We start from the raw sequence: 25,116 nt of genomic DNA, 5'->3' as shown, positions 1-25,116 counted from the left end.
ATATGAAGTCTAAACTATCTAATCTACCAGCGATGAATCGCTTACTAAGTCTAGATCAAGTGGCTGAATGGCAGGAGAAATATCCATACTATCTCATTAAGAGGTGCTTAGAAGAGAGCTTGGACGAACTTCGAACGAGGATTCTAGCAGGCGAAGATCTGCCAGTAAGTGAGGCGGAAATCCTTAAGCGGACTAAGGAAGGCTTAGCTTCTATCTATGAGCCTAGCCTGAAGCGTACAGTTAATGCGACAGGTACAGTTATTCATACTAACTTAGGACGTTCTCTTTTGGCTCATGATGCGGTAGATGAAGTGCTTAAGGCCGCAAGAAGTTACAGTAATCTAGAGTATGATTTAGACGAGGGGCACCGAGGCAGCCGTTATCATCATATTCGACAGATCATTGTGGAATTAACAGGTGCTGAAGATGCGCTTTTAGTCAATAATAATGCTGCTGCCGTTCTGTTGATGTTAACGGCTCTTACCAAGGGCAAAGAGGTCTTGATTTCGCGAGGCGAGTTAGTCGAAATCGGCGGAGCTTTTCGCATACCAGATGTTATTCGGAGTTGCGGGGCCTATCTTGCTGAAGTTGGGGCCACAAATAAAACACACTTAAAGGATTACCAAGCAGGTATTTCTGAGCAAACAGGGGCTATTTTAAGAGTCCATACGTCGAACTACCGCCTAATTGGCTTTACAGAAGCTGTTTCAGACAAAGAACTGGTTGACTTAGCTAAATCGCACGATCTGCCTATCTTTAATGATTTAGGCAGTGGTTTGCTGGTGGATATGCAAGAATATGGTCTACCTTATGAGCCAACGGTATCCGAGATGATTGAAGCTGGCTATGATTTAGTTAGCTTTAGCGGGGATAAACTATTAGGTGGAGCCCAAGCAGGCATTATCGCCGGTAAGAAAGAGTATATCGATCGCTTGAAAAAGCACCCGCTCCTAAGAGCCTTAAGGACAGATAAGATGTCGATCGCTGCTCTTGAAGCAAGCTTACGGCTCTACTTAGATAAGGACCGTGCCTTGAAAGAAATTCCTACCCTGGCTATGATTACAGCTTCACAAGAGGAACTTTTGTCCAAAGCAAAAAGACTAAAAGAAGAGATTGATCAATTAGATCTTGGCTTTAAGGTGAGTGTTACTAGCGGTAAATCTCAAGTAGGAGGGGGCGCCTTCCCAGGTGTCTATCTGGATACTTCTCTTGTTTGCCTTCAACATGACCAATATTCTGGCACAGAGCTAGAAAGGCAATTGCGTTTAAGCCCAGATCATATTATTGCGCGTTTAAATGATGGCTTACTTTCTTTTGATGTTAGAACTTTACAAGAAGGCGAAAACGCTTTGATTACAGCTTGCTTAAAGGATATCGCAGCTAAAGGGTAAGCCCTTTCTTTCAAGTAAATAAGATAATAAATTAACTATTATTCCTGTGAAAAAGTTGACATTTTAAAAATGCACGTTATAATAAGATTGTAAGATAATTTAATGGTTCACATAATTATTAACTATTGCAAGTTATTAATTATTTGAATTAAGTTTTAAAGGAGGAATTGATATGGCTATTGATTGGAACGGCAAAAAAGTTCTTATCATTGGTGACCGTGACGGTATTCCTGGCGAAGCTATGGAAGAATGTTTAGCGGATACACCAGCAGAAGTTATTTTTTCATCTACGGAGTGCTTTGTCTGAACGGCTGCGGGAGCAATGGATTTGGAAAATCAACGCAGAGTTAAAGAAGCAGCTGAAAAACATGGTCCTGAAAACCTTATCGTGTTAATTGGGGGTGCGGAAGCAGAATCTGCTGGTCTAGCAGCTGAAACCGTAACCAACGGTGACCCGACTTATGCAGGCCCATTGACAGGAGTACAATTAGGTCTGGCATTCTGCCATGCAGTAGAACCAGAATTCAAAGAATCCGTAAATGAAGAAGTTTACGATGATCAAATTGGAATGATGGAAATGGTATTGGATGTCGACGCTATTTGTGAAGAGATGACATCAATTCGCGATCAGTTCTCTAAATACTAAGATTATCACTACAATTTTAAAGTAATTTTTTAAAATGGGTGACCGGCGTGAATCTGTCACACCGGTCACCATTTTTTATTCTTAGAATTTATTAGCTTTCGATAGCGAATCATTCCACTTATTGTGAAATAAGTAACATATAGTGCAAGGAAAAATTTTTAGTGCATTTTGAATGCGCTTACGATAAATCGGCTTTAAAAGATAGGAGAATGACAATGAATTATGCAAGTTTAAAAGCAGCTGGCTATGTCTTAGTACACACGCCTGACATGATTATGGCAAATGGTTCCACCCAAACGACAGAGCGTTTAGTCAATCCTGATAGTGAATATTTAAAGAAAGCTCCAGAGCATATCCGCTCCTATGAAGAAGTGGTTAACTATGCGCCAAACCAAGTCTATATTGGTAACATGACCCCAGACGAATTAGCTGAACTTGAGTTTCCATGGTATGACAAAGCTGTTGAAGGCAAGCGTCATGGTCGTTTCGGTGAAATTTTACCTGAAAAAGAATTTTACGGCTTACTGGAAATAGCTGATGTTTTTGAATTAGTCTTCTTAGAAGAAGCTTTTGCTGAAGAAGTCAAAGAAGCGCTCAAAGCGAATGATTTGTTCAAAGAAGATGCTGATAGCATTAAACAAGTCGATAGCCTTGAAAATATTCAAAAACATATTGATGAATTCGAAGCTGAGCCATTATATTATGAAGATAAATTAGTGGGTTGCGTCCATCGGGCACACGAGTATGACGTCAATTTAAATGCGCATACCATGCTTGAAAACTTGGTGGTTAAAGCTTCTGGTATCCTAGCTTTGCGCCACTTACTTGCAGATTCTCATATCAAGCCAGAAGATGTTGATTATGTGATTGAATGTTCTGAAGAAGCCTGTGGTGATATTAACCAACGTGGTGGGGGCAACTTCGCCAAATCGATTGCTGAAAAATGTGGTTGTGCTAACGCATCCGGTTCTGACGTTCGCGGCTTCTGTGCAGCTCCAACGCATGCTTTAGTTTCAGCCGCATCAATGGTAGCAGCAGGGACTCACAAAAATGTCGTAGTGGTTGCTGGGGGCTCAACAGCTAAACTGGGTATGAACGGTAAATCTCACGTTGAAAAAGATATGCCTATTTTAGAGGATGTTGTTGGGGGCTTTGCAGTCCTTGTAGGTGAAAATGATGGAAAATCACCTATTCTCCATACAGATTTAATTGGTAAGCATACGGTATCAAGTGGCTCAAGCCCACAAAAAGTTATGACAGCTTTAGTCGGTGATGCTTTAGACCGTGCAGGTTTAACTGTCAATGATATCGATGTCTATTCTTCAGAAATGCAAAACCCTGATATTACAGTTCCTGCCGGAGCAGGTAATGTTCCTGAGGCCAATGTGAAGATGATTGGGGCCCTAGGGGTTATGCGTAAAGAAATGGAACGTTCTGAACTCCCTAACTTCTTGAAGGAAAAAGCAATTCCAGGTTGGGCACCTACCCAAGGTCATATTCCATCAGGTGTGCCATACCTAGGCTTTGCTATCGATGATTTAACCTCAGGCGATAAGCAACGCGCTATGATTATTGGTAAAGGCTCTCTCTTCCTAGGTCGGATGACCAATTTATTTGATGGCTTATCCGTCATTATTGAACGCAATAGTGGAGAAGTTGAAGGCCAAGATAACGGGGACTTCAAGGAAATCGTTAAGTCGGAATTAGCTCTTGCTTTACGTGATTTTGCAGCGAACCTTTCTGAAGAATAGGAGGTGAGACAATGTCAGAACAAGTAAAATCAACACTTAAAGAAGTTTTTGAGGAATTAGCAGAAGCACTTGAAAGCGGTCAAATGGGCCCCAAATGCAAGATTGGTCTAACAATCAATGGTTCAGAGCATGGGGACCAAGTGATGAAAGAAGCTGCTCAAGCCGCGAAAAAGGAGAATCTTTTTGACCTCGTGTTAATTGGTTCAGCTTACGACTGGACCGAGGGCTTTGAATTATATGAAGCAAATGATGAGCAGAGTGTATCAGATAAGGTTGAAGAGCTCTTAGCTGAAGGTACGATTCAGGGTTGTGTTACCTTGCATCATGCTTTCCCTATCGGTGTATCCACAGTTGGACGGGTTCAAGCCCCCGCTAACGGTAAGGATGTGTTTATTGCAACGACAACAGGAACAACAGCAACCAATCGTGAAGAAGCCATGGTGCTTAATGCCATCAATGGACTTACAGCAGCCAAAGCTTGTGGCTATGACAATCCAACATTGGGTATTCTGAATGTCGATGGCGCAAATAAGGTGGAACGCGCCCTGAAAGATTTGCAAGCAAATGGCTATGACTTTAGCTTTGGTGAGTCGAAACGCGCTGATGGCGGTGCCATCCTTCGCGGCAACGATCTCTTGCAAGCTGCTGTTGATGTTGTGGTTACGGATACCCTGACAGGCAATCTTTTAATGAAAGTCTTCTCAGCCTTCAATACAGGTGGTAGCTATGAAGCCACTGGTTATGGCTATGGTCCAAGTATCGGTGATGGCTACAAGAATAATATTTGTATTGTGTCTCGTGCCTCTGGTGCTAATGTGATTAAGAATGCTTTGAAATATGCTTATGAAGTAGCTCAGGGAGGCATCATTGCCATTAGTGAGCAAGAGTATACTGCAGCTAAAAATGCAGGCCTAGATCAGATTCGAGCTGACCTCCAAGCTAAACCAAGTCAAGCGGCAGATGAACAAGTTACTGCACCTGAAAAAGAGATTGTCTCCGCATCTATTGCTGGGATTGATGTATTAGACCTCGAGGAAGCAGTTCAAGCTTGTTGGAAAGCAGGCATTTATGCTGAAAGTGGGATGGGCTGCACGGGTCCGGTTGTTATGGTTAATGAAGCTAAAGAAAATGAAGCCAAGATAGCAATTAAAGAAGCTGGCTTCATTTAGTGGACTTGCCCTCTAAGGAGCTTCCAGAAGTGTAGTCGGACTTGTATCAAATCTGTCCATGCCAGAAACTGGCTAGGCTTTGAACAGCTAAAGTTCATCGAGCAGATTGTCAGGCTCCTTCATGGTACAAATATGCTATTAAAAAATTAAGACCTCCTAACTAGGTTTTCGCTAGTTAGGAGGTCTTTTGCGCTACTTAACAAAGGGCTTGGACTTAGTGTTAGCAATTGGAAAATGTTTATTTTTTATATAATGGTTTCTTGCTTCAAGGCCGCAATTAAGTCGAAGAATAGCTGCGCTGCTTTATTGGCGACTTGGTCCTTGTTGTCTAGATATAAGTGGGCGGGGTCTTCTTGGCTATCGGAATGGTCACTAATCGTCTTAAGGGAGAGGAAGGGGAGGTTATAGCTATAGGCTACTTGGGCGATGGCTGTGGCCTCCATATCAGCGACTTGGCCTTGGGGGAAGTGACTTTTTACCCAGTCAATGCGTTCAGGGTCAGCCATGAAGGCATCAGAGCTTAAGAGTAGACCTGTTTCTAAGTCATGTTCTTGAATGAAGCGATCAGCAAAAGCCTTGATGCTAGGATGAAGGGGGTAGGAGAGGGGCATGCGTGGAACCCGACCCAGGGGGCTCCCAAAGGCGGTATCGTCCGCGTCATGATAGCAAAAGTTATTAGGAAGGAAGACACTGCCTATTGTTAAATGGCTCTTGAGCGCACCCACAACGCCAAAGTTTAAGAGCAAATCTGGCTGGAAACGTTCGATAGCTAAAGTAGCACCCATAGCAGCATTGGCTTTGCCGATTCCAGACTCGATGACATAAATTTCTTCTTTGTCGATTTGGCCTTTTTGAACTGTGACATGGTGGAAGTGGTCCACTATGTCAAGCTGAATAGCTTGGCGGATGGGCGCAGCTTCTTCTTCCATCGCAATAATGATGGCAATTTTCATTTATTGGCCTCCTTCTAAGCTTTCATCAATGACTACCTTACTGCCTTTAAATTTGTCTTCAATAAATTTAACATTCTCTGGTGCATGGTAAATTTCCGCTAACTTTTTCAATTTTTCATCCTTAGCACGGTCTTTTTGGCTAACAATCACATTATAGTTTTCCTTAGAGCTGTGAGCAGGATCCTCTTTGAAGAGGGCATCGTTTTGGACGGACAGGCCGCCTTCCATAGCGAACGTATTCCCAATCGGGGCAATGTCGACATCTTTTAGGACACGGACACCAAGTGTGTCGTCAACTTCGATGAATTCTAAGTTCTTAGGGTTAGTTTGTATATCTTTCAAGTTAACCAGGCCTTCCTTTTTGTTAAGCTTGATCAGATTAGCGTTAGCCAAAAGCTTTAAGGCTCGGGCTTGCTGGGAAGGATTATTGGCAATGGCAACCGTCGCGCCATCCTCAAGCTCATCTAGGGAATTGATCCGTTCGGATAGGGAATTGATCCGTTCGGAGTAGATGCCCATCGGCTCGATATAAGTCGTTGCGACAGGGGCCAGGCTATTACCATGGTCAGCATTCCAGGTCTCTAAGAAATCCAAAGTTTGAAAGGCATTGACATCAACGTCTCCTTTAGCGGTATAGTCATTGAGCTGGGCATTCGACGTGATATCCTTGACTTCAATTTCTAGTCCAGCATCTTTGGCAGCTTGTGATTGGGCAACATGCTGCCATATCTCTAGGTCCGAGCCAAAACTAGCAACGCTTACCCTATTGTTTTCTTGATTTTCATCTGATGAAACTTGTTTGTGGCAAGCTGTTAGGACTAAAAGGGCTAGGCTAAGTAAAGTAAGTATTTTTCGCATAGTAACGACCTCCTTTATGCCATCTTAAGCTAAATTGAGGCCTCTGCCTAGGTTTAATCTAAGCTCATTAGATATCAAAAAGCGACCAAGGCTGATCAAAGGAGTGAAAAAGCTTCGCCAAGACCAGCTAATTAATAGTGCTAAATGGCGAAGCTTTTAAAGGAGAAAATGTTTTGAGAATGGCTTGATATTTACTTTCTAATTAAAGAGGGCGAGCTTATTGAGTCGTTTCACTAGGATGAGGACTAAGAAAGCCTTGATGGAGTCTCCAATATAGAAAACCAGGGTGCTGGCAGCTGCCGTTAGATAAGGCATATTGCCAAAATGGCTTATCCCAATTGCTCCGATTAAATTAGTGAGTAGGACACCAGGAATCCAGATTGCTAGGTATTGGATAAGGAGCGGGCGCTTAGGGCTTAGTAGCTGACGATCTCTTGCTTGGCCAATGAGAAAGGCTGTGATGAGGTAAGCAAGAAGGTAGGTGGAAGAAGGCCCATAGAAGGCTTGCAAGCCCCCATTACCACCCGTTAGGACGGGGAAGCCAATTGCTGCAAGAATAAGGAAACCAGCGACAGCGGCGCTTCCTTTCTTAGTTCCCAACAAGGCCCCGGAGAGCATAATTCCTAAATTTTGCAGGACAATAGGGACTGGGAGAAATCCGAGTGGGATGGGAGGGAAGAGACCAAGGACAATGATAATAGCGATCATAATAGCAATGCTTGTCAGGTCTTTACTGCGTTGATTATTCATTTAAGGACACCTCATATAAGTTGATGTCTATATTATAAACAGATAAACAAAAATCGTCAACCTAAAATTAAATTAAGTTAACAATTATTTGGATTTATTAGATATAGAGAAACATTTTTAAGTGATTGAATTACAATGCAGAGAAAATAAATACAAGTTGTAGGCGTCGCAGCTTGAATAAGTTGCCGACTGTGTTTTACTGCGATGGTTTTCAGACTGAGATCAAGGTGGGGAGAAGGCTTTTCTTTAAATTTGAAAAAATATTTTACAAAGGCTAAAAAAAGGCGTATAATAGAAATATCGTTTCGCTGGATTAGCTCAGTTGGTAGAGCATCGCATTCGTAATGCGGGGGTCACAGGTTCGAATCCTGCATCCAGCATAGTGTCAAACGAGTGAGGAACGCTTGACTCGTTTTTTGTAAGATTTTAATATAATTTTGATCTTGTTCTAGAAGAGAAAGGAGCCTTTATGGGACTCCTTTTTTCTTTTATCAGCTATTCTAAACAAACTAGCTTTCATCTCAGGTCCTTAAGGTTTATGCAAGGTCAATTAATGGTATAATGGGACTAAATCTTTTGCATTAGGGAGAGACCATATGACGAGTGAACATTTATCGAAACGTTTGGCGAAAGTTGCTGATTACGTGCCCCAGGATGCCTGTCTAGCGGATATCGGCTCGGACCATGCCTATTTGGCGTCTTATTTAGTAGAGGCCGGCCGAGTGCATAGGGCAATCTGTGGTGAGGTGGCCCAAGGTCCTTACCAGTCCAGCTTGGCTACTGTCCAGGCTAGGGGCTTAGAGGACCGTATTCAAGTGCGACTAGCAGATGGCTTAGCGGCTATTGAGCCAGAAGACCAGGTGACTTGCATCGTCATTGCAGGTATGGGGGGCTCGCTGATTGTAGATATTCTAGCAGCAGGTCAGGCCCAGGGAAAGCTGGATACCCGGCCACGTTTAGTTCTCCAAGCCAATGTCGGGGAATTTGAATTGAGACGCTGGTTAGGACAACATCACTATCAGATTAATCAAGAATATATACTAGAAGAAAATCAAAAAATTTATGAAATTATTGTAGCTGATTATCAGGAAGTCCCTGTTAGCCTAAGCGAAGAAGACCTGGTTTTTGGCCCTTATACCAAGGACTCTAATCCAGAAATTTTTCACAAGAAGCTCTACCGCCGGCTCAAGCATGTTCAGGGGATTAACCAGTCCTTGGCTCAGTCCACGAATGAGGATAAAAAAGAGAGCTTTAGGCACTACCAAGACTTAATTGAAGCGCAAATTCGTATGATGGAGGAGGAAACAGCCCATGACCAAAGTAACAGTTAGCGATTTGATTCAAAAATTTCAAGACTTTGCTCCAGAATCCCTAGCTATGGGGAAAGATCCAGTAGGCTTGCATTTTGGCTCTTTGGACCAGGTGATCCATAAAGTCCTTCTGACCTTGGACGTGCGACCGGAAGTGGTGGAGGAGGCGATTGAAAAAGACTGTGATATGATTCTCGCCCACCATCCGCCAATCTTTAAGGCGCCTAAACGCCTGACTGAGGATGATCCCCAGCAGGCCATGTATGCTAAGATTATCCGCCATGGTATAGCAGTCTATGCCGCCCATACCAATCTTGATGCCGCTTGGGGTGGGATGAATGACTGGTTGGCTGAAGCCTACGACATTGAAGAGACAGAGGTCTTGTATAGCTACCAGGAGAATAAGAACTACCGCCTCAAAGTTTACCTGCCCCAAGAGGATCTCGCTACTTACCAAGCAGGCATTTTTGCTGGAGGCTTTGGCCAGGTCGGAAACTATGACCATGTGGCCTTCACTTCTACTGGCCAGGGGCATTTTCGTCCGCTTGCCCAGGCCAAGCCACATATTGGGAGTCTACAAGAAGATAGCGCGGTTGACGAAGTCGTCTTTTCTTTCTTAGTGGACCAAAAGGAATTACCAGCTGCTTTAGACTTGGCACGTCGGCTCCACCCCTATGAAGAAGCGGTGATTGATGTCCTTCCCCTAGCCAACCAGGGCCAAGCCCAAGGTATTGGGCGGATTGGCCAGTTGAAGCAGCCTATGTCCTTTAGAGACTATGTGAACTTGGTGAGGGAAAGAACGGGCGTCGATGCTTTGCGTGCTGTGGTCTGGGACTGGGACCAAGAAGTCAAACGGGTCGCCGTCCTTGGCGGTTCTGGAGCCGACGAATATCCCTATGCCCTAGCTAAGGGAGCGGATGTTTATATCACAGCCGATGTATCCTACCATACCGGCCATGATATGATAGCGAACCGCTTGAATGTGATTGACCCCGGCCACCATATGGAATCGATTTGTAAGGAGAAGCTAGGCCAAGTCCTTGCAAGTTGGATTGAAGCGGAAGACTGGACCTTGACTTATACGAGCAGTCAGTTAAATACAGATCCCTTTACATTTGTTTATTAGGAGGAATTGATATGACCCCAAGTATTTCTAGTCAAAACATTATTGATCGTTTTATCCGTTACGCTAAAATTAATACCCGCTCAGACGAAAGCTGCGCGGACCAAGTGCCTTCCACCGAAAGACAGGTGGTCTTTCTTAAGGACTTAGCGGAAGAGTTGAAGGAGCTGGGCCTATCAGATGTTGCCTACCATAGCGATGATAGCTATGTAACAGCTTTATTGCCAAGCAATGATCCAGACCACACGTATCCTGTGATCGGCTTCTTTGCCCATGTGGATACAGCTGATTTTAATTCAGAAAACATCCAACCCCAATTGGTTAAAGCCTATGATGGGGGAGTCCTTCCCTTAGGCAATAGCCCTTATCGCTTAGATCCTGAAGTCTTTCCTAGCTTAAAGAACTATGTTGGTGACAGTCTGATTACAACAGATGGGACCACCCTCTTAGGGGCAGATGATAAGGCAGGGATTGTGGAGATTATTGAAGCTGCATGCTATCTCCTCGACCATCCTGAGATTAAGCATGGCGATATTAAGCTCGCCTTTGGACCAGACGAGGAAATTGGTATGGGAGCGACACGCTTCAACGTGGAGCGCTTCGGGGCTGATTTTGCCTATACGATGGATGGAGGACCCCTGGGGGAATTGCAATATGAAACCTTTAATGGGGCGAGCGCCCTCTTGCGTTTCAAGGGTAAGAATGTTCATCCAGGAACCGCTAAGGACCAGATGATTAACGCCTTGCAGGTGGCGGTGGACTTCCATTCCGCCCTACCAGAAGGGGCGCGTCCCGAGAAGACGGAAGGTCGGGAGGGTTTCTACCATCTCTTGTCCTTGTCCGGAACGGTGGAAGAAGCAGAGGCGGCCTATATTATTCGTGACCATGACCGTCATGCCTTTGACGCGAAGAAGGAGAAAATGCGATACTTGGCCAAGGCATTCAACGCAGGTTTTGACCAAGAAGTGGTCCAGCTTGACCTAAACGACCAGTATTATAATATGGGCAGTATCCTTGCTGAAGATATGCGGCCAGTTAAACTTGCGGAGCAGGCCTTCCAAGCAGTTGGCATTGAAGCCAAAATTGAGGCTGTTCGTGGGGGAACAGATGGGTCCATTTTGACCTATCGTGACTTGCCCACTCCTAATATCTTTGCTGGCGGAGAGAATATGCACGGGCGTTATGAATATGTGTCTGTCCAAACCATGGAGAAAGCAGTCCAGGTCATCTTAGCTATCGTTTCTTTGGCCAAGGACTATGACCAATTCAGTAAGGAGGCTTAGGAATGACCTTGCAATTCCTGCGTATGACCGATACCTATTCGGATAAATCAGCGGTCTATGCAGATCTTGTTGCTGACCTGACGGAGCATCCAGACCGCCAAGTTTATTACTTGGTGCCTGACCATATGAAGTTCGATATGGAAGTCAAGGTCTTGGAGGCTATCCAGGGCCTGCGGGTTAAAGAAGGGATAGAAGAAGATGGGGCGAGTGGGATGATGCGCTTGCAGGTTTTAAGTTTTGAACGACTTGCCTGGCTCCTGCTTAAGGACGACTGGCCCCATGACAAAACAAGCTTGTCCTCAGTGGGGACCATGATGCTCTTGCGGAAGGTTCTCCATGATGTCTTTGATGACCTCAAACTCTACCGTGGCGAATTCAATAAAATAGGCTTTCTAGGGGAGTTGGCAGAGCTCTTCCATGAACTAGAGATGGGCAATATCGATCCCGATACTTTGGATGAGATTTTGAGCCAGGAAGATTCAAACAGCTCCAAGTTAAAGGCCCGGCAATTCGATAAGTTAAAGGAATTGGCGATGATTTACCGCCGTTATGAAGCGGACCAGGGGCGTTTTACCCTGGCTAGCCATGCGGTCTATGAGGCTTTGGATGCTTATGTCCGGACGGAAGATATGAGTCAGGTCCGAGTAGTGATCGATGGCTTCTACCGCTTTACAGCCCGGCAATTACAGGTCATTGAGGCCTTCCTGCTTAAAGTTCCTAAGCTTGAGGTCTTCCTTACAGCGGACCGGGCCTATCGCAAGTCTGGTCCTGCCTGGGATGACCTCTTTACCATTACTGGAGAGGCCTACCACCAAGTCTATGCCTTAGCTAAGAGTCACGATATTCCAGTTGCTGATGACCAGTTAGCAGGGCCTAACCTAGCTTTTGCGCCAGCCTTTGCAGATTTGGATGCTTACTTGCGCCAGCGCAACCGTCAGACAGGGCTGCCAGCGGCTAGGTCTTCTACGGTATGGGATGACCACTTAGAAATCTGGAAGTGTGAATCGCCCTATGTGGAGAGCGAGCAAGTTGCTAATAAAATTTATCAATTGGTGGCTAGCGGACGCTATCGCTACAAGGATATTCAAATTCTCACTCGGGATGTGGACAAGTACCGCTATCAAATCTTGCCCTATTTAGAGCAAAACGAGATTCCCTACTTTATCGATAATGCGGAAAGTATGCAGCGCCATCCCTTGTCCCGCTTCTTGGACAGTTTGTACCGGATTTGGCGCTATAATTGGCGCTACCAGGATGTCTTTAATCTCTTGCGCAGCGAACTCTTAATGCCGATGAACTTCCTAGAAGAGGAAGACCGGCAGGCTAGTCAAAAGGCTTTTCGGCGGGTGGTTGACCAGACCGAGAATGTTGTTTTAAAGAACGGCTATGAAGGGCGTCGCTTTTGGCAGGCGGACTATGAATGGTCTTATTTGCAATTAGATGACCAGGGTCAAAAAATTGCTCGTCCTGCTGACAAACGGATTGAAGAGGAAGCCAACCGCTTAAAGAATTTCCTCTTTAGGAGTTTAGATCCTTTGTTTAAAACTTGGGAATCTTCATCTTCAAGCCAAGATGTCTTGACCACTTTTTATCGTAGCTTGGAAGATTTGGGTATCCCTCGCCAGCTCTTAAATTGGCGGGATGACCTGGTGGATGCGGGTGATCTTGAGCTAGCCCGCCACCATGAACAGGCTTGGCAAGCTTTTATTCAGATTCTAGATGAATATGTTTTACTTTTTGGAGAGGAAGACTTTGATAGCGACCTCTTCTTTGATCTGATGCAGGTTGCCTTCCGTGAGGCTAAATATAGTATTGTTCCGCCTAGCCTGGATAGTGTCAGTATTTCAGGTTTGGATAGTCAGCGTTCTAGCGCTAAAGCAGTGACCTTTGTACTTGGTTTAACCCGGCAGACCCTGCCTCGTCAATATGAGAACCACAGTCTTTTTAGCGATGAAGATCGTGATTTGATTAGCCAGGGCTTGACAGAGCTCCAGTCCCTCGCAGCCTCTACCCAACAAAAAACGGTGAACGAAGCCTTCATTGCTTATAAGACTTTCTTGTCAGCTTATGATAGGCTCTTTCTTAGCTATCCTTATAATGAATTAGGGGAGAAAGCTTCAAATATCTCACCTTTCTTGGACCAGGTGCGTGAGGCTTGTGGCTTGGAAGAGAAGATCCATACTTCCCAGAACCTGCAGCTTCAGGCTCATGAAGAAGTCTATTTGGGCAATTGGCGGAGCCAGCTCCATCACTTGGTGACTAAGCTTTCCCTTGCTAAGATGCGTCGGGAAGGCTTACCAGCAACTTACACGCCCCTCTATCATCAGATTCAAGGTCTGGTCCAGACTCATCCAGAGATTAAGCAGGTCATGGCAGGGCTTAATTACAGCAACCAGGTCAAAAACTTGCCTGCTGACCTGGCCCAAGCCCTTTATGGCCAGCCTTTATTTACCTCTGTCTCCCAGTTGGAGCTCTTTAATAAGGATCCTTTTTCTTATTACTTGGTTTATGGACTGAGACTGCGCGAAAGGGAGCGGATGCGCTTGGATGCAATCCAAACAGGAAACTACTACCATGGCTTGCTCCAGGCTTTCTTTGACCAAGTGCTCAGAGACCAAGTAGCTCTAGAAGACTTAAATTCTGAACAAATTGCCAGCTTACTTGAAAAACTAGTCAAACAAGCCCTGGAAGATGAAGCTAATACCATCTTTACAAGCAATGCGCGCTTTAAGTGGATGAATCAGTCACTCAATCGCACCCTCTACCAAGTGATCCAGCAAATTATTCGCCAGCAGCGGGTAACTAAACCGCGCATTCAAGCTAATGAACTTTCCTTTGGCTTAGCAGGGGCTTCGCCTAATGACTTGCCCGCTTATGAGTTGATCTTAGATGGGGGACAGTCTGTCTTTTTACGCGGAAGGATTGACCGTTTGGATAGCTGGCAGTATGAAGGAGTGGACTATTTACAGGTAGTGGATTATAAGTCATCCAAGCAGACTTACCAGTTCAGGCATATCTATGAAGGTTTGTCTCTTCAACTCTTTGCCTATGCCCAGGTCGCCTTGGCTGCTGACCAGGGAGGGACAGGAAGTGCGATCTTTGGGACCTTCCACCAGCTTGTGGCTGACCAGCTTCGCCCCATAAAGAAAGAAGCTGACTTCCAAGGGACAGCCCTGGAAACCATGCCGAAAGATTACCAGCTAGCTGGCTACTATTTAGCTGATCCAGACTTGCTCCAAGCCATTGACCCAAGCACGGATGAGAAAGAATCCTCACTCAGCTATCCTTATAAGTGGAACAAGAATTTTGTCTTGAAAAAGAATACGAACGGTCTGGACCGGCAGGAATGGACCTGGCTTTTAGACTTTGTAGATACGAAGATCAAAGAAACCGCCCAAGCCATATTAACTGGTGAGATTTCCCTGGCTCCCTTGCGTCAAGATAAGGAACTTCTCTATATTCCATCCCTCCAGTATCCCCTAAATGCCATCGCTTGCTTTGATCCCATTGATGGCGGTAATCGTTATCGGGATTGGCGGCTAAGGGACAATGACCGGCAGAGTTTTTTTGAGCAGGTTCAAGAAGCACTAGAAGAGAAAGGAGCCTCAGACGATGAAAGATCCTAAGCGTTTAAGCCAATTGCCCTTGCAGAATGACGGGGACCGGCAGACGCCCGAACAATGGCAGGCGACCTACCAAGAAGGGGACAATCTGCTGGTCGCTGCTTCTGCCGGATCAGGAAAGACCCGAGTCTTAGTAGAACGTATCTTACAAAAAATAAAGCGTGGCTATGGGCTCCTTGATTTCCTTGTCGTGACCTTCACGGAACTCGCTGCGAGTGAAATGAAAGATCGGATTGAGGGAGAAATTCAATCAGCGATTAACCAGTCAACAGATGAAGAGATGCGGCGCCATCTCACCGTGCAGTTGGGACAAATTAGCCAAGCTAATATTTCAACGATTGATGCCTTCTGCCGGCAAGTAATCCAGCGCTTCTATTATTTAATTGACATGGACCCTAACTATCGCTTGGTAACAGACCTGACAGAGAACTTCCTCATCAAAGATGAGATCTGGCAAGGCTTAAAAGAAGAGCTTCTGGCAAGCAATGATGCGGATTATTTGTTAGTTGCTGAAAATTTTAGCGATGGCCGCCGTGATGATGGCATTGACCAATTAATCTTTGACCTCTATGATAAGGCGCGTTCACACGCTGATCCCAAGGCCTGGTTGGAGTCCCTAGTCAGCTATTATGAAAGTGCTGATTCCTATGAGCAAAGTGCGCTCTACCAGGAGGCGGTGAAGCCGGAGATTGAACGTCAGCTGACCGATCTCAAGCTGCGTTTGATGCAAATCGATAATGACCTGCCGCGTCATTTGGCAGTTGGCTTTGAGAAGATGTCTAAAGACGGCATCCAAGTCCAGGTCCAATATTTGACTGCCTTATTGGAGGGTCTGGATCAGAAGACCTATCAAGAGCTCTTTGAAAGTTTTCAAGCTTCTTCCTGGCCCTCGCTTCCTAGAAGAAGTAAAAAAGACTTCGAGGAGGATGAAGCGCTTTATGACCTGAGCAAGAGCTATAAGGACCGGGTCGACCAGGTCAAGGCAGATTATGAGAAATTACAAGCGGATTGGTTGGCATTTTCAGACCAGAGCCAGCGATGGATGCTCGACCAAGCTGGCCAGCTCGCTAAGGCCTTGCTGGCTACCGTCAGTGCCTTTATCGATGCGATGGCAGCCTACCGCGACCAAGAAGCAGTCTTAGACTTTGCGGAAATTGAGCTGAAAGCCTATGCCATTTTGACCGCTAATGGGGGTGAAAATGAAGCGAGGGCATATTATCAAGAGCGCTTTTCCGAAATTATGGTAGATGAGTATCAGGATGTCAATGAACTCCAAGATGCGATTCTGACAACTATGTCCCGCCAGGGCTACGATAATAATATGTTCATGGTAGGGGATGTTAAGCAGAGCATCTACCGCTTCCGCTTCGCTGAACCGGGACTCTTTGTTAGAAAATACAAGGCTTATGCTGAGGGGGAAGGGGGACAGCGGATTGATCTTTTGAAGAACTTCCGTAGCCGCCATGATGTGCTCCACCTGACCAATTATGTCTTTAGGCAGGTGATGACAGATGATATTGGCCAAGTCCTCTACGATGACCAAGCCCAACTGATTACTGGTTTTACCGATTATCCAGACCAGGCTCAGATGATTCCAGAGCTACTAATCTTTGATAGTCAAGACCTGGACCAGGTTGGGGATGAATTAGAGGATAGTGATGCTGGTCAAGCTGAATTGATTGCCCAGCGGATTCAGACTATGATTCAGACGGACTTTCCGATCTATGATAAGGCGCTCGGTCAAGAGCGGCCGGTGCGCTATGAGGATATCGTCATCCTGAGCCCAACACGCAAGCACCACTTACAAGTAGAAGAGGTCTTTAAACGCTATCGAATTCCCTTAGCACTGGATAAGATGACCAATTATTTTAAGCGGACAGAGATTATGATCATGGTCAACCTGCTCAAAATCATTGACAACCCCTACCAGGATATTCCCTTGGTTTCAGTCTTGCGTTCAGCCATTGTCGGCTTAGATGAAGTGGACCTAGCTAAGATACGCTTGGTCGATAAGTCGGTCAATTACTATGAAGCTCTCTTGACCTATTTAGAGACGGCTGACCGCCGGACTCGTCTATTTAAGAAGGTTAAGCAGTTCAGTGAGTCCTTGGAAAGCTGGCGGCAGTATTCGCGCCAGCAAGCCATTGCCGCTTTAATTTGGCGGATCTACCAGGATACGGGCTTTCTCTCTTACGTGGCGGCCATGCCTAATGGAATTCAGCGGCAGAGTAACCTCCATGGTTTCTATAAGCAAGCTGAACAGTTCGAAGCCCAGCAGTATCGAGGTCTCTTTCAATTTATTCGCTTTATCGAGATGATCTATGAGCGGGATAATGACTTAGAGAGCCCCCAACTTGTAGACCCAGAACAAAATGTGGTTCAATTAATGACGGTCCATGCTAGCAAGGGACTGGAATTTCCTGTGGTCTTCTACTTGAACTTGTCCAAGGGCTTTAACCGCCAAGATTTCCAAGCCAACGTAATTCTGAATGACAAGATAGGACTAGGTATTAAAGTGAATGACCGCCAGCAGCAGATTAGCTATAGCAGTGCCTTGCATAAAATGGCTAGCCTTGAAGCCAAGGAGGAGAGCCTTGCTGAGGAAATGCGTAAGCTCTATGTCGCCTTTACCCGGGCTGAACAGAAACTAATCCTAGTCGCCAGTGTTGACAATGCTGAGAAGAGTCTAGAAAGTTGGGCTCAGGCTGCACTGGGTGGTGAGCAATTGTCTAAAAGTTACCGATTAGGAGCTCGAAGCCCCTTAGATTGGATTGGCCCCGCTTTAGTGCGTCATCCCGATATTAAGGCGGACTTCAGCCAGAGCCTTAGCGATTTGCAGTCCCTAAGTCCTCGCGACCCCTTCCATATTAAATTAGCTTTTCTCACGAGCCAAGAGCTGGTCGCCGATCGTGACCGCTTCCTTTATGCTGGCCCTAAGGCAGAGGACCAAGAAGAGAAATCGCTAGGGTCTGAACAAAGCTTGTATGTACCTGAAGCGGATTATCAGTATCCCTACCAGCTAGCGACTCAAACAGCCTCTTACCAATCGGTTAGTGAATTGAAACGGCTCCTGCAAGAACCGCTAGACCATGAAATGGCGGTTTGGGAAGATGGACAAGTCCGACCCCGTAAGGCAGCCCGCCGTTATGTGACAGAAGATTGGGAACGTCCTCACTTTATCCAAGCTGAAGACCAATCAGATCCACGGGCGATTGGATCTGCTGCCCACTTGCTCATGCAGTGGGTAGCCCTTGATCAGAAGCCTAATGCCCAAACTTTTGAAGCACTTTTTGACCGTCTGGTAGACCAGGGGGCTCTTGAAGCTTCGCTTAAGGCTGACTTGGATTTTGCAAGTTTGGCTGCATTTTATGAAACCGAGACAGGGCGCTGGCTGCTCAGTAGAAAAGCTCACTTGCATAGGGAAAAAAGCTTTTCCCTCCTTTTGCCGGCGAGAGAAATCTTCTATGACTTAGAAGCTTCAGATAATTTACTGATCCACGGGACGATTGATGGCTTTGTCATTTTAGAGGATTCCATTGTACTCTATGATTTTAAGACGGACCGATTGGCCTATCTTTCCATGGACCAGCAAGCCGAACGCTTTGCGGAACGCTATCAGGTGCAAATGGATATCTATGCTCGAGCCCTGGAAAATATCTACCAAAAGCCGGTTCAGGAGAAGTGGATCATCGCCTTAGAAAATTTAAAAACATTTTCTTTAAAATAGACTTGTTTTCATAAAAGTATATGTGCTATAATACACTTGTTGTTATTTATAGCACATGCGGGTGTAGTTTAGTGGTAAAACAGTAGCTTCCCAAGCTATCGTCGCGAGTTCGATTCTCGTCACCCGCTTAATAAGACGGATACAAGTGAGGAAGACTTCCTCACTTTTTTTCATAGGAGGAGGCTTTTGATGAAATATTATGCTGTGCGTAAAGGGCGAAAGCCGGGCATTTATCGTTCCTGGCCGGCTTGTCAGGACCAAGTATCGGGCTATCCTAATGCAGAGTATAAAGCTTTTAAGGACCTGGCCGAAGCTGAGGCCTTTTTGGGCGAGGCAAGTGAGAATAAAGCAAGCTCCGCTGAGATGCACGCCTATGTGGATGGCTCTTACCAGCCGAAGACAAAGACTTATGGCTATGGGGGAGTCATTCTCTACCAAGGTCAGGAACTGACTTATAAGGGTGGGGGACAGAAAGCTGAATTAGTTAAGATGCGTAATGTGTCGGGAGAGATGATTGCTTCCATGAAGGCTGTTGTTTATGCTATTGACCAGGGCGTCAGCAGTCTAGCCATCTACTATGACTATGCAGGAATTGAAAAATGGGCGACTGGTGCTTGGCAGGCTAAGAATGCCTATACCCAAGCCTATCGCGACTTTATGCAGGAGAAGGGAAAGCAGGTCCAGATTGACTTCCATAAAGTTGCTGCCCATAGTGGAAATCATTATAATGAAATGGCAGACCAGCTGGCTAAAGCAGGTAGTCAGGAAGTCTAGTTGAAAGAGCGAAAGGAGCAAAAAGATGTGGATTGCTTGCTTAATTATTGCCTTAAGCCTTGTCCTTGACCAAGTCGTAAAGGCATGGACTGTGAATCATCTGGCCCTACTTGAGAGCCAAAGCTTAATTCCCCATGTGCTTTCCCTGCAGTATATTCAAAATCGTGGGGCAGCTTGGGGTATGCTTGAAGGTCAGATGGGCTTTTTCTTTATCATTACCTTTGTTGTCGTAGGGGTTCTGACCTATACCTTATATAAAGAAAGAAAACAGTCTCTCTTGCTAAGGACAGCCCTCAGCCTCATGATTGGCGGGGCCTTGGGCAACTTTATTGACCGACTCAGATTAGGCTATGTGGTGGATATGTTCCGCCTGGACTTTATCGATTTTCCTATTTTTAATCTGGCAGATGTCTGCTTGACCCTTGGTGTTTTTCTTTGCCTGATCTATTTATTATTTTTTGAGGAGGCTGACCATGGCAAGCATTCACGATAAATTTTGTGTGGACCAAGATCAGGGACGCTTGGACCGCTACCTGGCTGAGCTTTATCCCCAGCATAGCCGTAGCGCAATTAAGACTTGGATCCAAAAGGGGGAGGTTAGGGTTAACCAAGAAAAAGTTAAGGCTTCCTATCGCTTAGAAGCTGGCGACTGGGTGTGTGTGGACTTGGACCAACAAGAAGACAGCCTGCACTTAGAAGCTGAAGCTATCGATTTGGATATTGTTTATGAAGATGCTTCGATTCTAGTGGTTAATAAGGCCCAGGGGCAGGTGGTCCATCCTTCGCCAGGCCACCAAAGCGGAACCCTGGTCAATGCCTTGCTCTATCACTGTGACCACTTATCTGACTGCGGGGAGAGTTTTCGTCCTGGCATTGTTCACCGCATTGACAAGGATACCAGTGGCCTCCTTGTTGTTGCTAAGACCAACCAAGCCCACCAAGCCCTCAGCCAACAAATTCAAGCCAAAACGCTCAAGCGGGAATACTTGGCCTTGGTCTATGGCCAAATTTTTGAGCGTACAGGGACGATCGATGCAGGCATCCGCCGCCATCCCGTCCACCGCACCCGCTTTGAAGTAGCGGAAGAGGGGCGACCTGCACGCACACATTTTCGCTCGCTCAAACAATATGCTAAATACAGCCTGCTGGCCCTAGCTTTAGAGACAGGACGCACCCACCAGATTCGCGTCCATCTCGACTTTATCGGCCATCCAGTGGTAGATGATCCGCTCTATGCTAGAGACCATAAGCAAGATTTTTTTGATCAAGAGGGGCAACTGCTCCATGCCCACCGCCTGATCTTACAGCATCCTGTTTCAGGGGAAGAAATGAGCTTTGAAGCGGAATTACCTGAGCATTTTAAAAAGATTTTAGCCAGCCTCTAAGGGCTAAATTCATTTTACAAGTCTAAGGAAGTTTAGTAGAATAATGAAGAACATGTTTTGTAGAGAGGAGAGAAAAGAATGACAACAGGAGTTTGGATTTTAATTGTAATTTTGGCCTTAGTCGCTGGAATTGCTATTGGTATTTATATTGCACGTCGCACGATGGACAGCTATTTTGAAAAAAATTCACCCATCTCAGAAGATATGATTCGTCAAATGATGGCATCTATGGGCCAAAAACCATCTGAAAAACGCGTACGCCAAATTATGAATTCGATGAAAACAAGCCATAAAAAATAAGAATGGATCACTTGCCAGGCTGTAAGCTTGCCTTAAGCCCAGTTTGCTTGCCAAGTGGATGTTCTTTAATCAAAAGGGGGCCGGTCACTGATGTACCGTTTTTTTGTGATTTTGATTCGTTGCCTTTTGCGCGTGGTTAATGGTAAGCCGCATTATGAATTTCATCCGGACTATACAGCTGATGAAACTTATGTGGTGGTGAGCCCCCACCGCTCTTTATTGGATCCGCCGGTGATTGCTGCTGCCTTATACCCAGATACTGTTTTCTTCTTAGCCAAGAAGGAACTCTTTGATATTCCGGTATTCGGTTGGTTGATCCGCAAGGCGGGTATGATCCCTATCGACCGGTCGAAGCCAGGGCGGGCGGCAATGAAAGAATGCTTGACTGCCTTAAAAGAAGGCCACAATATAGGTATTTTTCCTACCGGTTCTCGCTACTCTTCAGAAATTAAGGCCGGCGCCTCTATGCTAGCAGGCCTAAGCAAAAAGCGACTCTTACCAGTTGTCTACCAAGGCCCTCTGCAAGTCAAGGGGCTCTTTAGCCGTAAAGCGAAAAACCGGGTTAAAGTGCGTGTCGGAGCACCAATTGACTTGCCTGATAAAAAACGCTTAAAAGATGATGATTTAAAGGCCTTGGATGAAGCGATTGCGAGGGCTTTTGAAGCAACCGATGCGGCTCTCGACCCAAATTATTACTATGATATCGAAGCTGCCAAAGCCCAGCATGCCCAAAAGAAAAAATAACATTCAGCCAGTTTCTCAAAACGAGGAACTGGCTTTTTAGCTTTTTGCCTATTCTCAGGCTAGCGCCAGGGCCTTCTATTTGTGTTATAATGAATTAATAGGAATAGAATTTGGGGGAATGAGCATGAAGTGGAGTATTCCGACGAAAACTATAGCAGAAGGACGTAAACTCTCAGATGAAGGCCGGGTAACTAAAGTTTATCCGGTAGAATCAGAAAATATTTGGCGGGCAGAAGTGATTGACGACCAAAAATACTATGTGATCTTGGATGGCTCGGGCAAGGAGGAAGATATCTGCCAGTGTGACGAGTGGTTTAAGAAGCATTTTTGTGTCCATACCGTAGCCGTTGAGTTATTCTTACAAGACCATTCAGTGGTTCGGGCCATGAAATTTAGCCAGCGGCCCTTGTTCTATTATCCAGAGGACCTCTATGATGAAAGCGAGACGAGTGACCAGGTCTACCAGGAATTCTACCAACGCTTTATTGAGGAAGAAACAGCCGATTACTTTGGACCCCTCATGGTTGAAATCGAACTTTATGATGAACAAAACTTGCCCTTCACCCAAGATAGTGATAGTCTCTTCTATCTGCGTCTGCGGCTAGGGATTGATAGCAGCTATTATGTTAACGATTTGGAGAGTTTTTTCTCAACCTTTCTTAGCGGGGGGACCTTTAACTTACAGAACCACAATAATGACCAAGTCTGCTTGCGTCAGGAATGCTTCGAACCGGAGATCTATAATTTCTTAAAGAGTCTAGCTGGCGACTTCTTACGCCATAAGCACTGGGAGAATACCATTGCTCATGTGCCTTCGACCAAGAAGAACCAGCAGCGTCTCTACCTCAATGAGGAGGAATTGATTGACTTGCTGAGTCGTGACCTCGCGGACCATGTCTTTATTGCTGACCAGGAAGTAGAGGACTTCAGCTTAATCGAAAATGACCGTCCCATCCTCTTTAATATTGCCTATGATGGTGAGATTTACCGCTTGAGTCAAGTTCAATCGGCTAAGTGGTACCGTTACTACGGTTTAATTTTTAATGGCAAAGATTTTTATCATATTGAAGCGGATGATCAATATTTTGATGCCATGTCGATTATCCAGGATAATTTTGTTCTGAACCGCTTTAAACTCGACTTTAAAGCAGAAGAAATGAAGGCCTTTTTCTCCTTATTTGGCCGTCTCTTACTTGAACACAGCCTGGTCAAAAATGTGACGGTTTTGGATTTTGCTCCGCTCTACGACTTGGAATGCCAATTAGAAATTGGTGCCAGCCAGGGGCGCTTGGAACTCGCCTTAACCTTCCACTATGGCGACTATAGGCTGTCGGATGACCCGATAGCAACCCAGCTGCCTGAAGATAAAATTCTTTTGCGTCAGCTAGGGGATGAATTAGATGCTGAAGCTTTCTTGCGGGCCTATGGTTTTACTAAGGAAAACTACTATTACTGCAAGGACTATCTTTCTATTGACCAAATGATGAAAGACCTGCAGCGCTTCGAAGGCTACTTACCGGAAAGTTGGAAGATTAGCTATACCAAGAATTTGGAAAGCTGGCAGTCCAATGACATTGAAGTTGAGGTCGTTACAGAACAGAATAAACAGCACCGCTTCTTGACGATTGATTTCGAAACCGATGATATCAATGAACATGAAATCGACCGTATCATCGAACGCCTCCAGGCTAATGAGCGCTTTATGCAGCTTGAAGATGGGCGGATTATTAATGTCAACCAAGTTTTTTCAGAAGACCAAAATCGCATGCTAAAACAATTAAAACAGCAGAATAAGCAATGGAAGAATGGAGACCCTATCCCTATCTACCAGAGTCTGCTTTTCGCCGACCTATTGAACAGTCAGAATGATTTTGAAGCCTTCTACCAAGATATCATGCATCCGGATAAGGAAGAATACCAACCTAATCCACGACTCAAAACAGAGCTCTCAGATTATCAACAATATGCCGTCCAGTGGTTTAAGGTCCTGGCCAAGTACCAGCTGGGGGGGCTCTTAGCAGATGAAATGGGCCTCGGTAAGACTGTCCAAACGATTGCCTTCTTACTCGATTATCTGGAGGAACATCCTTCTGGCCAGGTCCTTATCGTCGCCCCCGCCTCGGTGCTCTACAATTGGTACCATGAACTGGACCGTTTTGCGCCGAGCTTGGAAGCTGTGGTGATCGATGGATCAGCCGAAGAGCGCGAGCAAATGCGCAAAGAAGGGCAAGGAAAGATTTGGATATCTTCCTACTCTTCCTATCGCAATGACCAGACCGCCTACCAGGAGTATTTCTTCGATGTCTTAATTCTGGACGAAGCCCAAGCTTTGAAAAATAATCGAACGGTTCTCTACCAATCCTTCATGCAACAAAAATCAGGCCTACGAATTGCCTTGTCGGGGACGCCTTTAGAAAATAACCTGCAAGAATTTTGGTCCTTGATGCAAATTATCCTACCGGGCCTCTTGCCCAACCGTCATGATTACCAACAATTATCGGTCGATCAAATCCGTAAACGGGTCCAACCCTTCGTTCTCAGACGGACCAAGGCTGACGTTTCTCTCGAACTGCCAGAAAAACGCAGTTCTGACCGCTATGCAGGGATGACGCCTGAACAAAAAAATATCTACTTGGCCTATCTTAAAGATATCCAAGAACAGCTGGCAGAAGGTAACTTTGATAGTGGCCGGACGCGGATGGAAATGTTAGCAGCCATTACCCGCTTGCGGCAGATTTGTTGCCATCCTCGCTTAATTGATCCTGAAAGTGAAGCGGGTTCGGGCAAATTCGACTATTATCGTAATCTGCTGGACCGGGTTCTCCAGGATGAGAAGCGGGTCTTGGTCTTCTCCCAATTCACCTCCATGCTAGATATTCTAGAAGAAGACTTAAAGGCTGAAGGGGTGACTTATTTTAGGATCGATGGTCAAACCAAGAAGGGGGACCGGCAAGAACAAGTCGATGCCTTCAACCAAGGCGAAGGCTCCGTCTTTCTCATCTCCTTAAGAGCTGGGGGTGTGGGGATTAACCTGACGGGGGCCGATACGGTCTTTCTCTACGACTTGTGGTGGAATCCTTCGATTGAAGAGCAAGCCATTGGTCGGGCCCACCGCATCGGGCAGAAGAAGAACGTCCAAGTTTATCGGATGATTACTGAGGGCACAATCGAACAAAGAATTGCCGAACTTCAAGAAGAAAAACGGAATCTCTTTGAGCAGCTCTTCGACGAAGGGGCTAAGGAAAGCGACCGCCTCTCCATGGAAGAACTGAAGTATATCCTCGATTTTGAAGAAAAATAAAAGGAAGGCTTGCCTTCCAATTCCCTTT

General features: G+C 45.6%; 18 protein-coding genes and 2 tRNA genes. 17 read left to right on the top strand and 3 right to left on the bottom strand.

Translation table 11 applies throughout. From position 1 onward, the window contains the following. Positions 1-2: 2 nt before the first annotated feature. The 4 genes from selA to grdD all read left to right on the top strand — a co-directional run bounded on the left by selA (position 3) and on the right by grdD (position 4,957). The gene (gene selA / locus F6I03_RS02020; protein WP_070431730.1) at positions 3-1,391 is read left to right on the top strand and encodes an L-seryl-tRNA(Sec) selenium transferase; all 1,389 of its coding nucleotides are present in this window, start codon (positions 3-5) and stop codon (positions 1,389-1,391) included. Positions 1,392-1,563: 172 nt separating this feature from the next. Continuing rightward, positions 1,564-2,037, top strand: coding sequence for a glycine/sarcosine/betaine reductase complex selenoprotein A (gene grdA / locus F6I03_RS02015; RefSeq protein WP_083290639.1), 474 nt, complete (start codon positions 1,564-1,566; stop codon positions 2,035-2,037). Positions 2,038-2,252: 215 nt separating this feature from the next. Next, entirely contained in the window at positions 2,253-3,788 is a 1,536-nt protein-coding gene (grdC, locus tag F6I03_RS02010) for a glycine/sarcosine/betaine reductase complex component C subunit beta (protein WP_070431727.1), read from the top strand. An 11-nt stretch (positions 3,789-3,799) separates the two neighbouring features. Continuing rightward, complete coding sequence (gene grdD, locus F6I03_RS02005) at positions 3,800-4,957, top strand: glycine/sarcosine/betaine reductase complex component C subunit alpha (RefSeq protein ID WP_070431726.1); 1,158 nt, start codon at positions 3,800-3,802, stop codon at positions 4,955-4,957. 245 nt (positions 4,958-5,202) lie between these two features. Here the strand turns inward: grdD and F6I03_RS02000 are convergent, their stop codons facing one another. The 3 genes from F6I03_RS02000 to F6I03_RS01990 all read right to left on the bottom strand — a co-directional run bounded on the left by F6I03_RS02000 (position 5,203) and on the right by F6I03_RS01990 (position 7,518). Beyond that, positions 5,203-5,910 (bottom strand): 5'-methylthioadenosine/adenosylhomocysteine nucleosidase, encoded by a 708-nt coding sequence (locus tag F6I03_RS02000; RefSeq protein ID WP_070431725.1) that lies wholly within the window; start codon positions 5,908-5,910, stop codon positions 5,203-5,205. Next, positions 5,911-6,768, bottom strand: a complete 858-nt coding sequence (locus tag F6I03_RS01995; protein WP_070431724.1) for a MetQ/NlpA family ABC transporter substrate-binding protein — start codon at positions 6,766-6,768, stop codon at positions 5,911-5,913. A gap of 198 nt (positions 6,769-6,966) precedes the next feature. After that, entirely contained in the window at positions 6,967-7,518 is a 552-nt protein-coding gene (locus F6I03_RS01990; protein ID WP_070431723.1) for a biotin transporter BioY, read from the bottom strand. Positions 7,519-7,825: 307 nt separating this feature from the next. Between F6I03_RS01990 and F6I03_RS01985 the strand changes: the two genes are divergently transcribed. The 13 genes from F6I03_RS01985 to F6I03_RS01925 all read left to right on the top strand — a co-directional run bounded on the left by F6I03_RS01985 (position 7,826) and on the right by F6I03_RS01925 (position 25,088). Continuing rightward, positions 7,826-7,898: transfer RNA gene (locus F6I03_RS01985), tRNA-Thr, on the top strand. A 216-nt stretch (positions 7,899-8,114) separates the two neighbouring features. Then, positions 8,115-8,849, top strand: coding sequence for a tRNA (adenine(22)-N(1))-methyltransferase (locus tag F6I03_RS01980; RefSeq protein WP_070431722.1), 735 nt, complete (start codon positions 8,115-8,117; stop codon positions 8,847-8,849). Continuing rightward, a complete protein-coding gene (locus F6I03_RS01975; RefSeq protein ID WP_070431721.1) occupies positions 8,830-9,954 on the top strand; it encodes a Nif3-like dinuclear metal center hexameric protein in 1,125 nt (374 codons plus the stop codon). Before F6I03_RS01980 ends, F6I03_RS01975 begins: the two co-directional genes overlap by 20 nt. A gap of 11 nt (positions 9,955-9,965) precedes the next feature. Continuing rightward, the gene (gene pepT / locus F6I03_RS01970) at positions 9,966-11,234 is read left to right on the top strand and encodes a peptidase T (protein ID WP_070431720.1); all 1,269 of its coding nucleotides are present in this window, start codon (positions 9,966-9,968) and stop codon (positions 11,232-11,234) included. 2 nt (positions 11,235-11,236) lie between these two features. Continuing rightward, positions 11,237-14,860, top strand: coding sequence for a PD-(D/E)XK nuclease family protein (locus F6I03_RS01965; protein WP_070431719.1), 3,624 nt, complete (start codon positions 11,237-11,239; stop codon positions 14,858-14,860). Further along, positions 14,847-18,584 carry a helicase-exonuclease AddAB subunit AddA gene (gene addA / locus F6I03_RS01960; protein ID WP_070431718.1) on the top strand — a complete coding sequence of 1,246 codons (3,738 nt, stop codon included), beginning with the start codon at positions 14,847-14,849 and terminating at the stop codon, positions 18,582-18,584. The genes F6I03_RS01965 and addA overlap by 14 nt, the downstream gene beginning before the upstream one ends. A gap of 57 nt (positions 18,585-18,641) precedes the next feature. Continuing rightward, a tRNA-Gly gene (locus F6I03_RS01955) sits at positions 18,642-18,712 on the top strand. A gap of 61 nt (positions 18,713-18,773) precedes the next feature. Next, positions 18,774-19,358 carry a viroplasmin family protein gene (locus tag F6I03_RS01950; RefSeq protein WP_070431717.1) on the top strand — a complete coding sequence of 195 codons (585 nt, stop codon included), beginning with the start codon at positions 18,774-18,776 and terminating at the stop codon, positions 19,356-19,358. Positions 19,359-19,383: 25 nt separating this feature from the next. Continuing rightward, positions 19,384-19,851, top strand: coding sequence for a signal peptidase II (gene lspA, locus F6I03_RS01945; protein WP_070431716.1), 468 nt, complete (start codon positions 19,384-19,386; stop codon positions 19,849-19,851). After that, positions 19,832-20,743, top strand: coding sequence for an RluA family pseudouridine synthase (locus F6I03_RS01940; RefSeq protein WP_070431715.1), 912 nt, complete (start codon positions 19,832-19,834; stop codon positions 20,741-20,743). Before lspA ends, F6I03_RS01940 begins: the two co-directional genes overlap by 20 nt. Positions 20,744-20,821: 78 nt before the next feature. Beyond that, a complete protein-coding gene (locus F6I03_RS01935; protein ID WP_070431714.1) occupies positions 20,822-21,043 on the top strand; it encodes a YneF family protein in 222 nt (73 codons plus the stop codon). A gap of 90 nt (positions 21,044-21,133) precedes the next feature. Then, positions 21,134-21,787: a lysophospholipid acyltransferase family protein gene (locus tag F6I03_RS01930; protein ID WP_070431713.1), complete on the top strand. Its 654-nt coding sequence runs from the start codon at positions 21,134-21,136 to the stop codon at positions 21,785-21,787. 124 nt (positions 21,788-21,911) lie between these two features. Next, complete coding sequence (locus F6I03_RS01925; protein WP_070431712.1) at positions 21,912-25,088, top strand: DEAD/DEAH box helicase; 3,177 nt, start codon at positions 21,912-21,914, stop codon at positions 25,086-25,088. The last annotated feature ends 28 nt before the right edge of the window (positions 25,089-25,116 follow it).

This window comes from Aerococcus sanguinicola (assembly GCF_008726925.1).
Taxonomy (GTDB): Bacteria; Bacillota; Bacilli; order Lactobacillales; family Aerococcaceae; genus Aerococcus.
Note: the sequence above shows the minus strand (reverse complement) of the source record. Positions and strands in the feature narration are given on the sequence as shown.

Excerpts from the sequence above, each read along its gene's own strand:
- F6I03_RS01925 (WP_070431712.1), top strand. The coding sequence starts at position 21,912 with ATGAAGTGGAGTATTCCGACGAAAACTATAGCAGAAGGACGTAAACTC.
- F6I03_RS01995 (WP_070431724.1), bottom strand. The coding sequence starts at position 6,768 with ATGCGAAAAATACTTACTTTACTTAGCCTAGCCCTTTTAGTCCTAACA.
- F6I03_RS01950 (WP_070431717.1), top strand. The coding sequence starts at position 18,774 with ATGAAATATTATGCTGTGCGTAAAGGGCGAAAGCCGGGCATTTATCGT.
- F6I03_RS01930 (WP_070431713.1), top strand. The coding sequence starts at position 21,134 with ATGTACCGTTTTTTTGTGATTTTGATTCGTTGCCTTTTGCGCGTGGTT.
- F6I03_RS01935 (WP_070431714.1), top strand. The coding sequence starts at position 20,822 with ATGACAACAGGAGTTTGGATTTTAATTGTAATTTTGGCCTTAGTCGCT.
- F6I03_RS01975 (WP_070431721.1), top strand. The coding sequence starts at position 8,830 with ATGACCAAAGTAACAGTTAGCGATTTGATTCAAAAATTTCAAGACTTT.
- addA (WP_070431718.1), top strand. The coding sequence starts at position 14,847 with ATGAAAGATCCTAAGCGTTTAAGCCAATTGCCCTTGCAGAATGACGGG.
- F6I03_RS01990 (WP_070431723.1), bottom strand. The coding sequence starts at position 7,518 with ATGAATAATCAACGCAGTAAAGACCTGACAAGCATTGCTATTATGATC.
- grdC (WP_070431727.1), top strand. The coding sequence starts at position 2,253 with ATGAATTATGCAAGTTTAAAAGCAGCTGGCTATGTCTTAGTACACACG.
- selA (WP_070431730.1), top strand. The coding sequence starts at position 3 with ATGAAGTCTAAACTATCTAATCTACCAGCGATGAATCGCTTACTAAGT.
- F6I03_RS01980 (WP_070431722.1), top strand. The coding sequence starts at position 8,115 with ATGACGAGTGAACATTTATCGAAACGTTTGGCGAAAGTTGCTGATTAC.
- F6I03_RS01940 (WP_070431715.1), top strand. The coding sequence starts at position 19,832 with ATGGCAAGCATTCACGATAAATTTTGTGTGGACCAAGATCAGGGACGC.
- pepT (WP_070431720.1), top strand. The coding sequence starts at position 9,966 with ATGACCCCAAGTATTTCTAGTCAAAACATTATTGATCGTTTTATCCGT.
- F6I03_RS02000 (WP_070431725.1), bottom strand. The coding sequence starts at position 5,910 with ATGAAAATTGCCATCATTATTGCGATGGAAGAAGAAGCTGCGCCCATC.
- lspA (WP_070431716.1), top strand. The coding sequence starts at position 19,384 with ATGTGGATTGCTTGCTTAATTATTGCCTTAAGCCTTGTCCTTGACCAA.
- F6I03_RS01965 (WP_070431719.1), top strand. The coding sequence starts at position 11,237 with ATGACCTTGCAATTCCTGCGTATGACCGATACCTATTCGGATAAATCA.
- grdD (WP_070431726.1), top strand. The coding sequence starts at position 3,800 with ATGTCAGAACAAGTAAAATCAACACTTAAAGAAGTTTTTGAGGAATTA.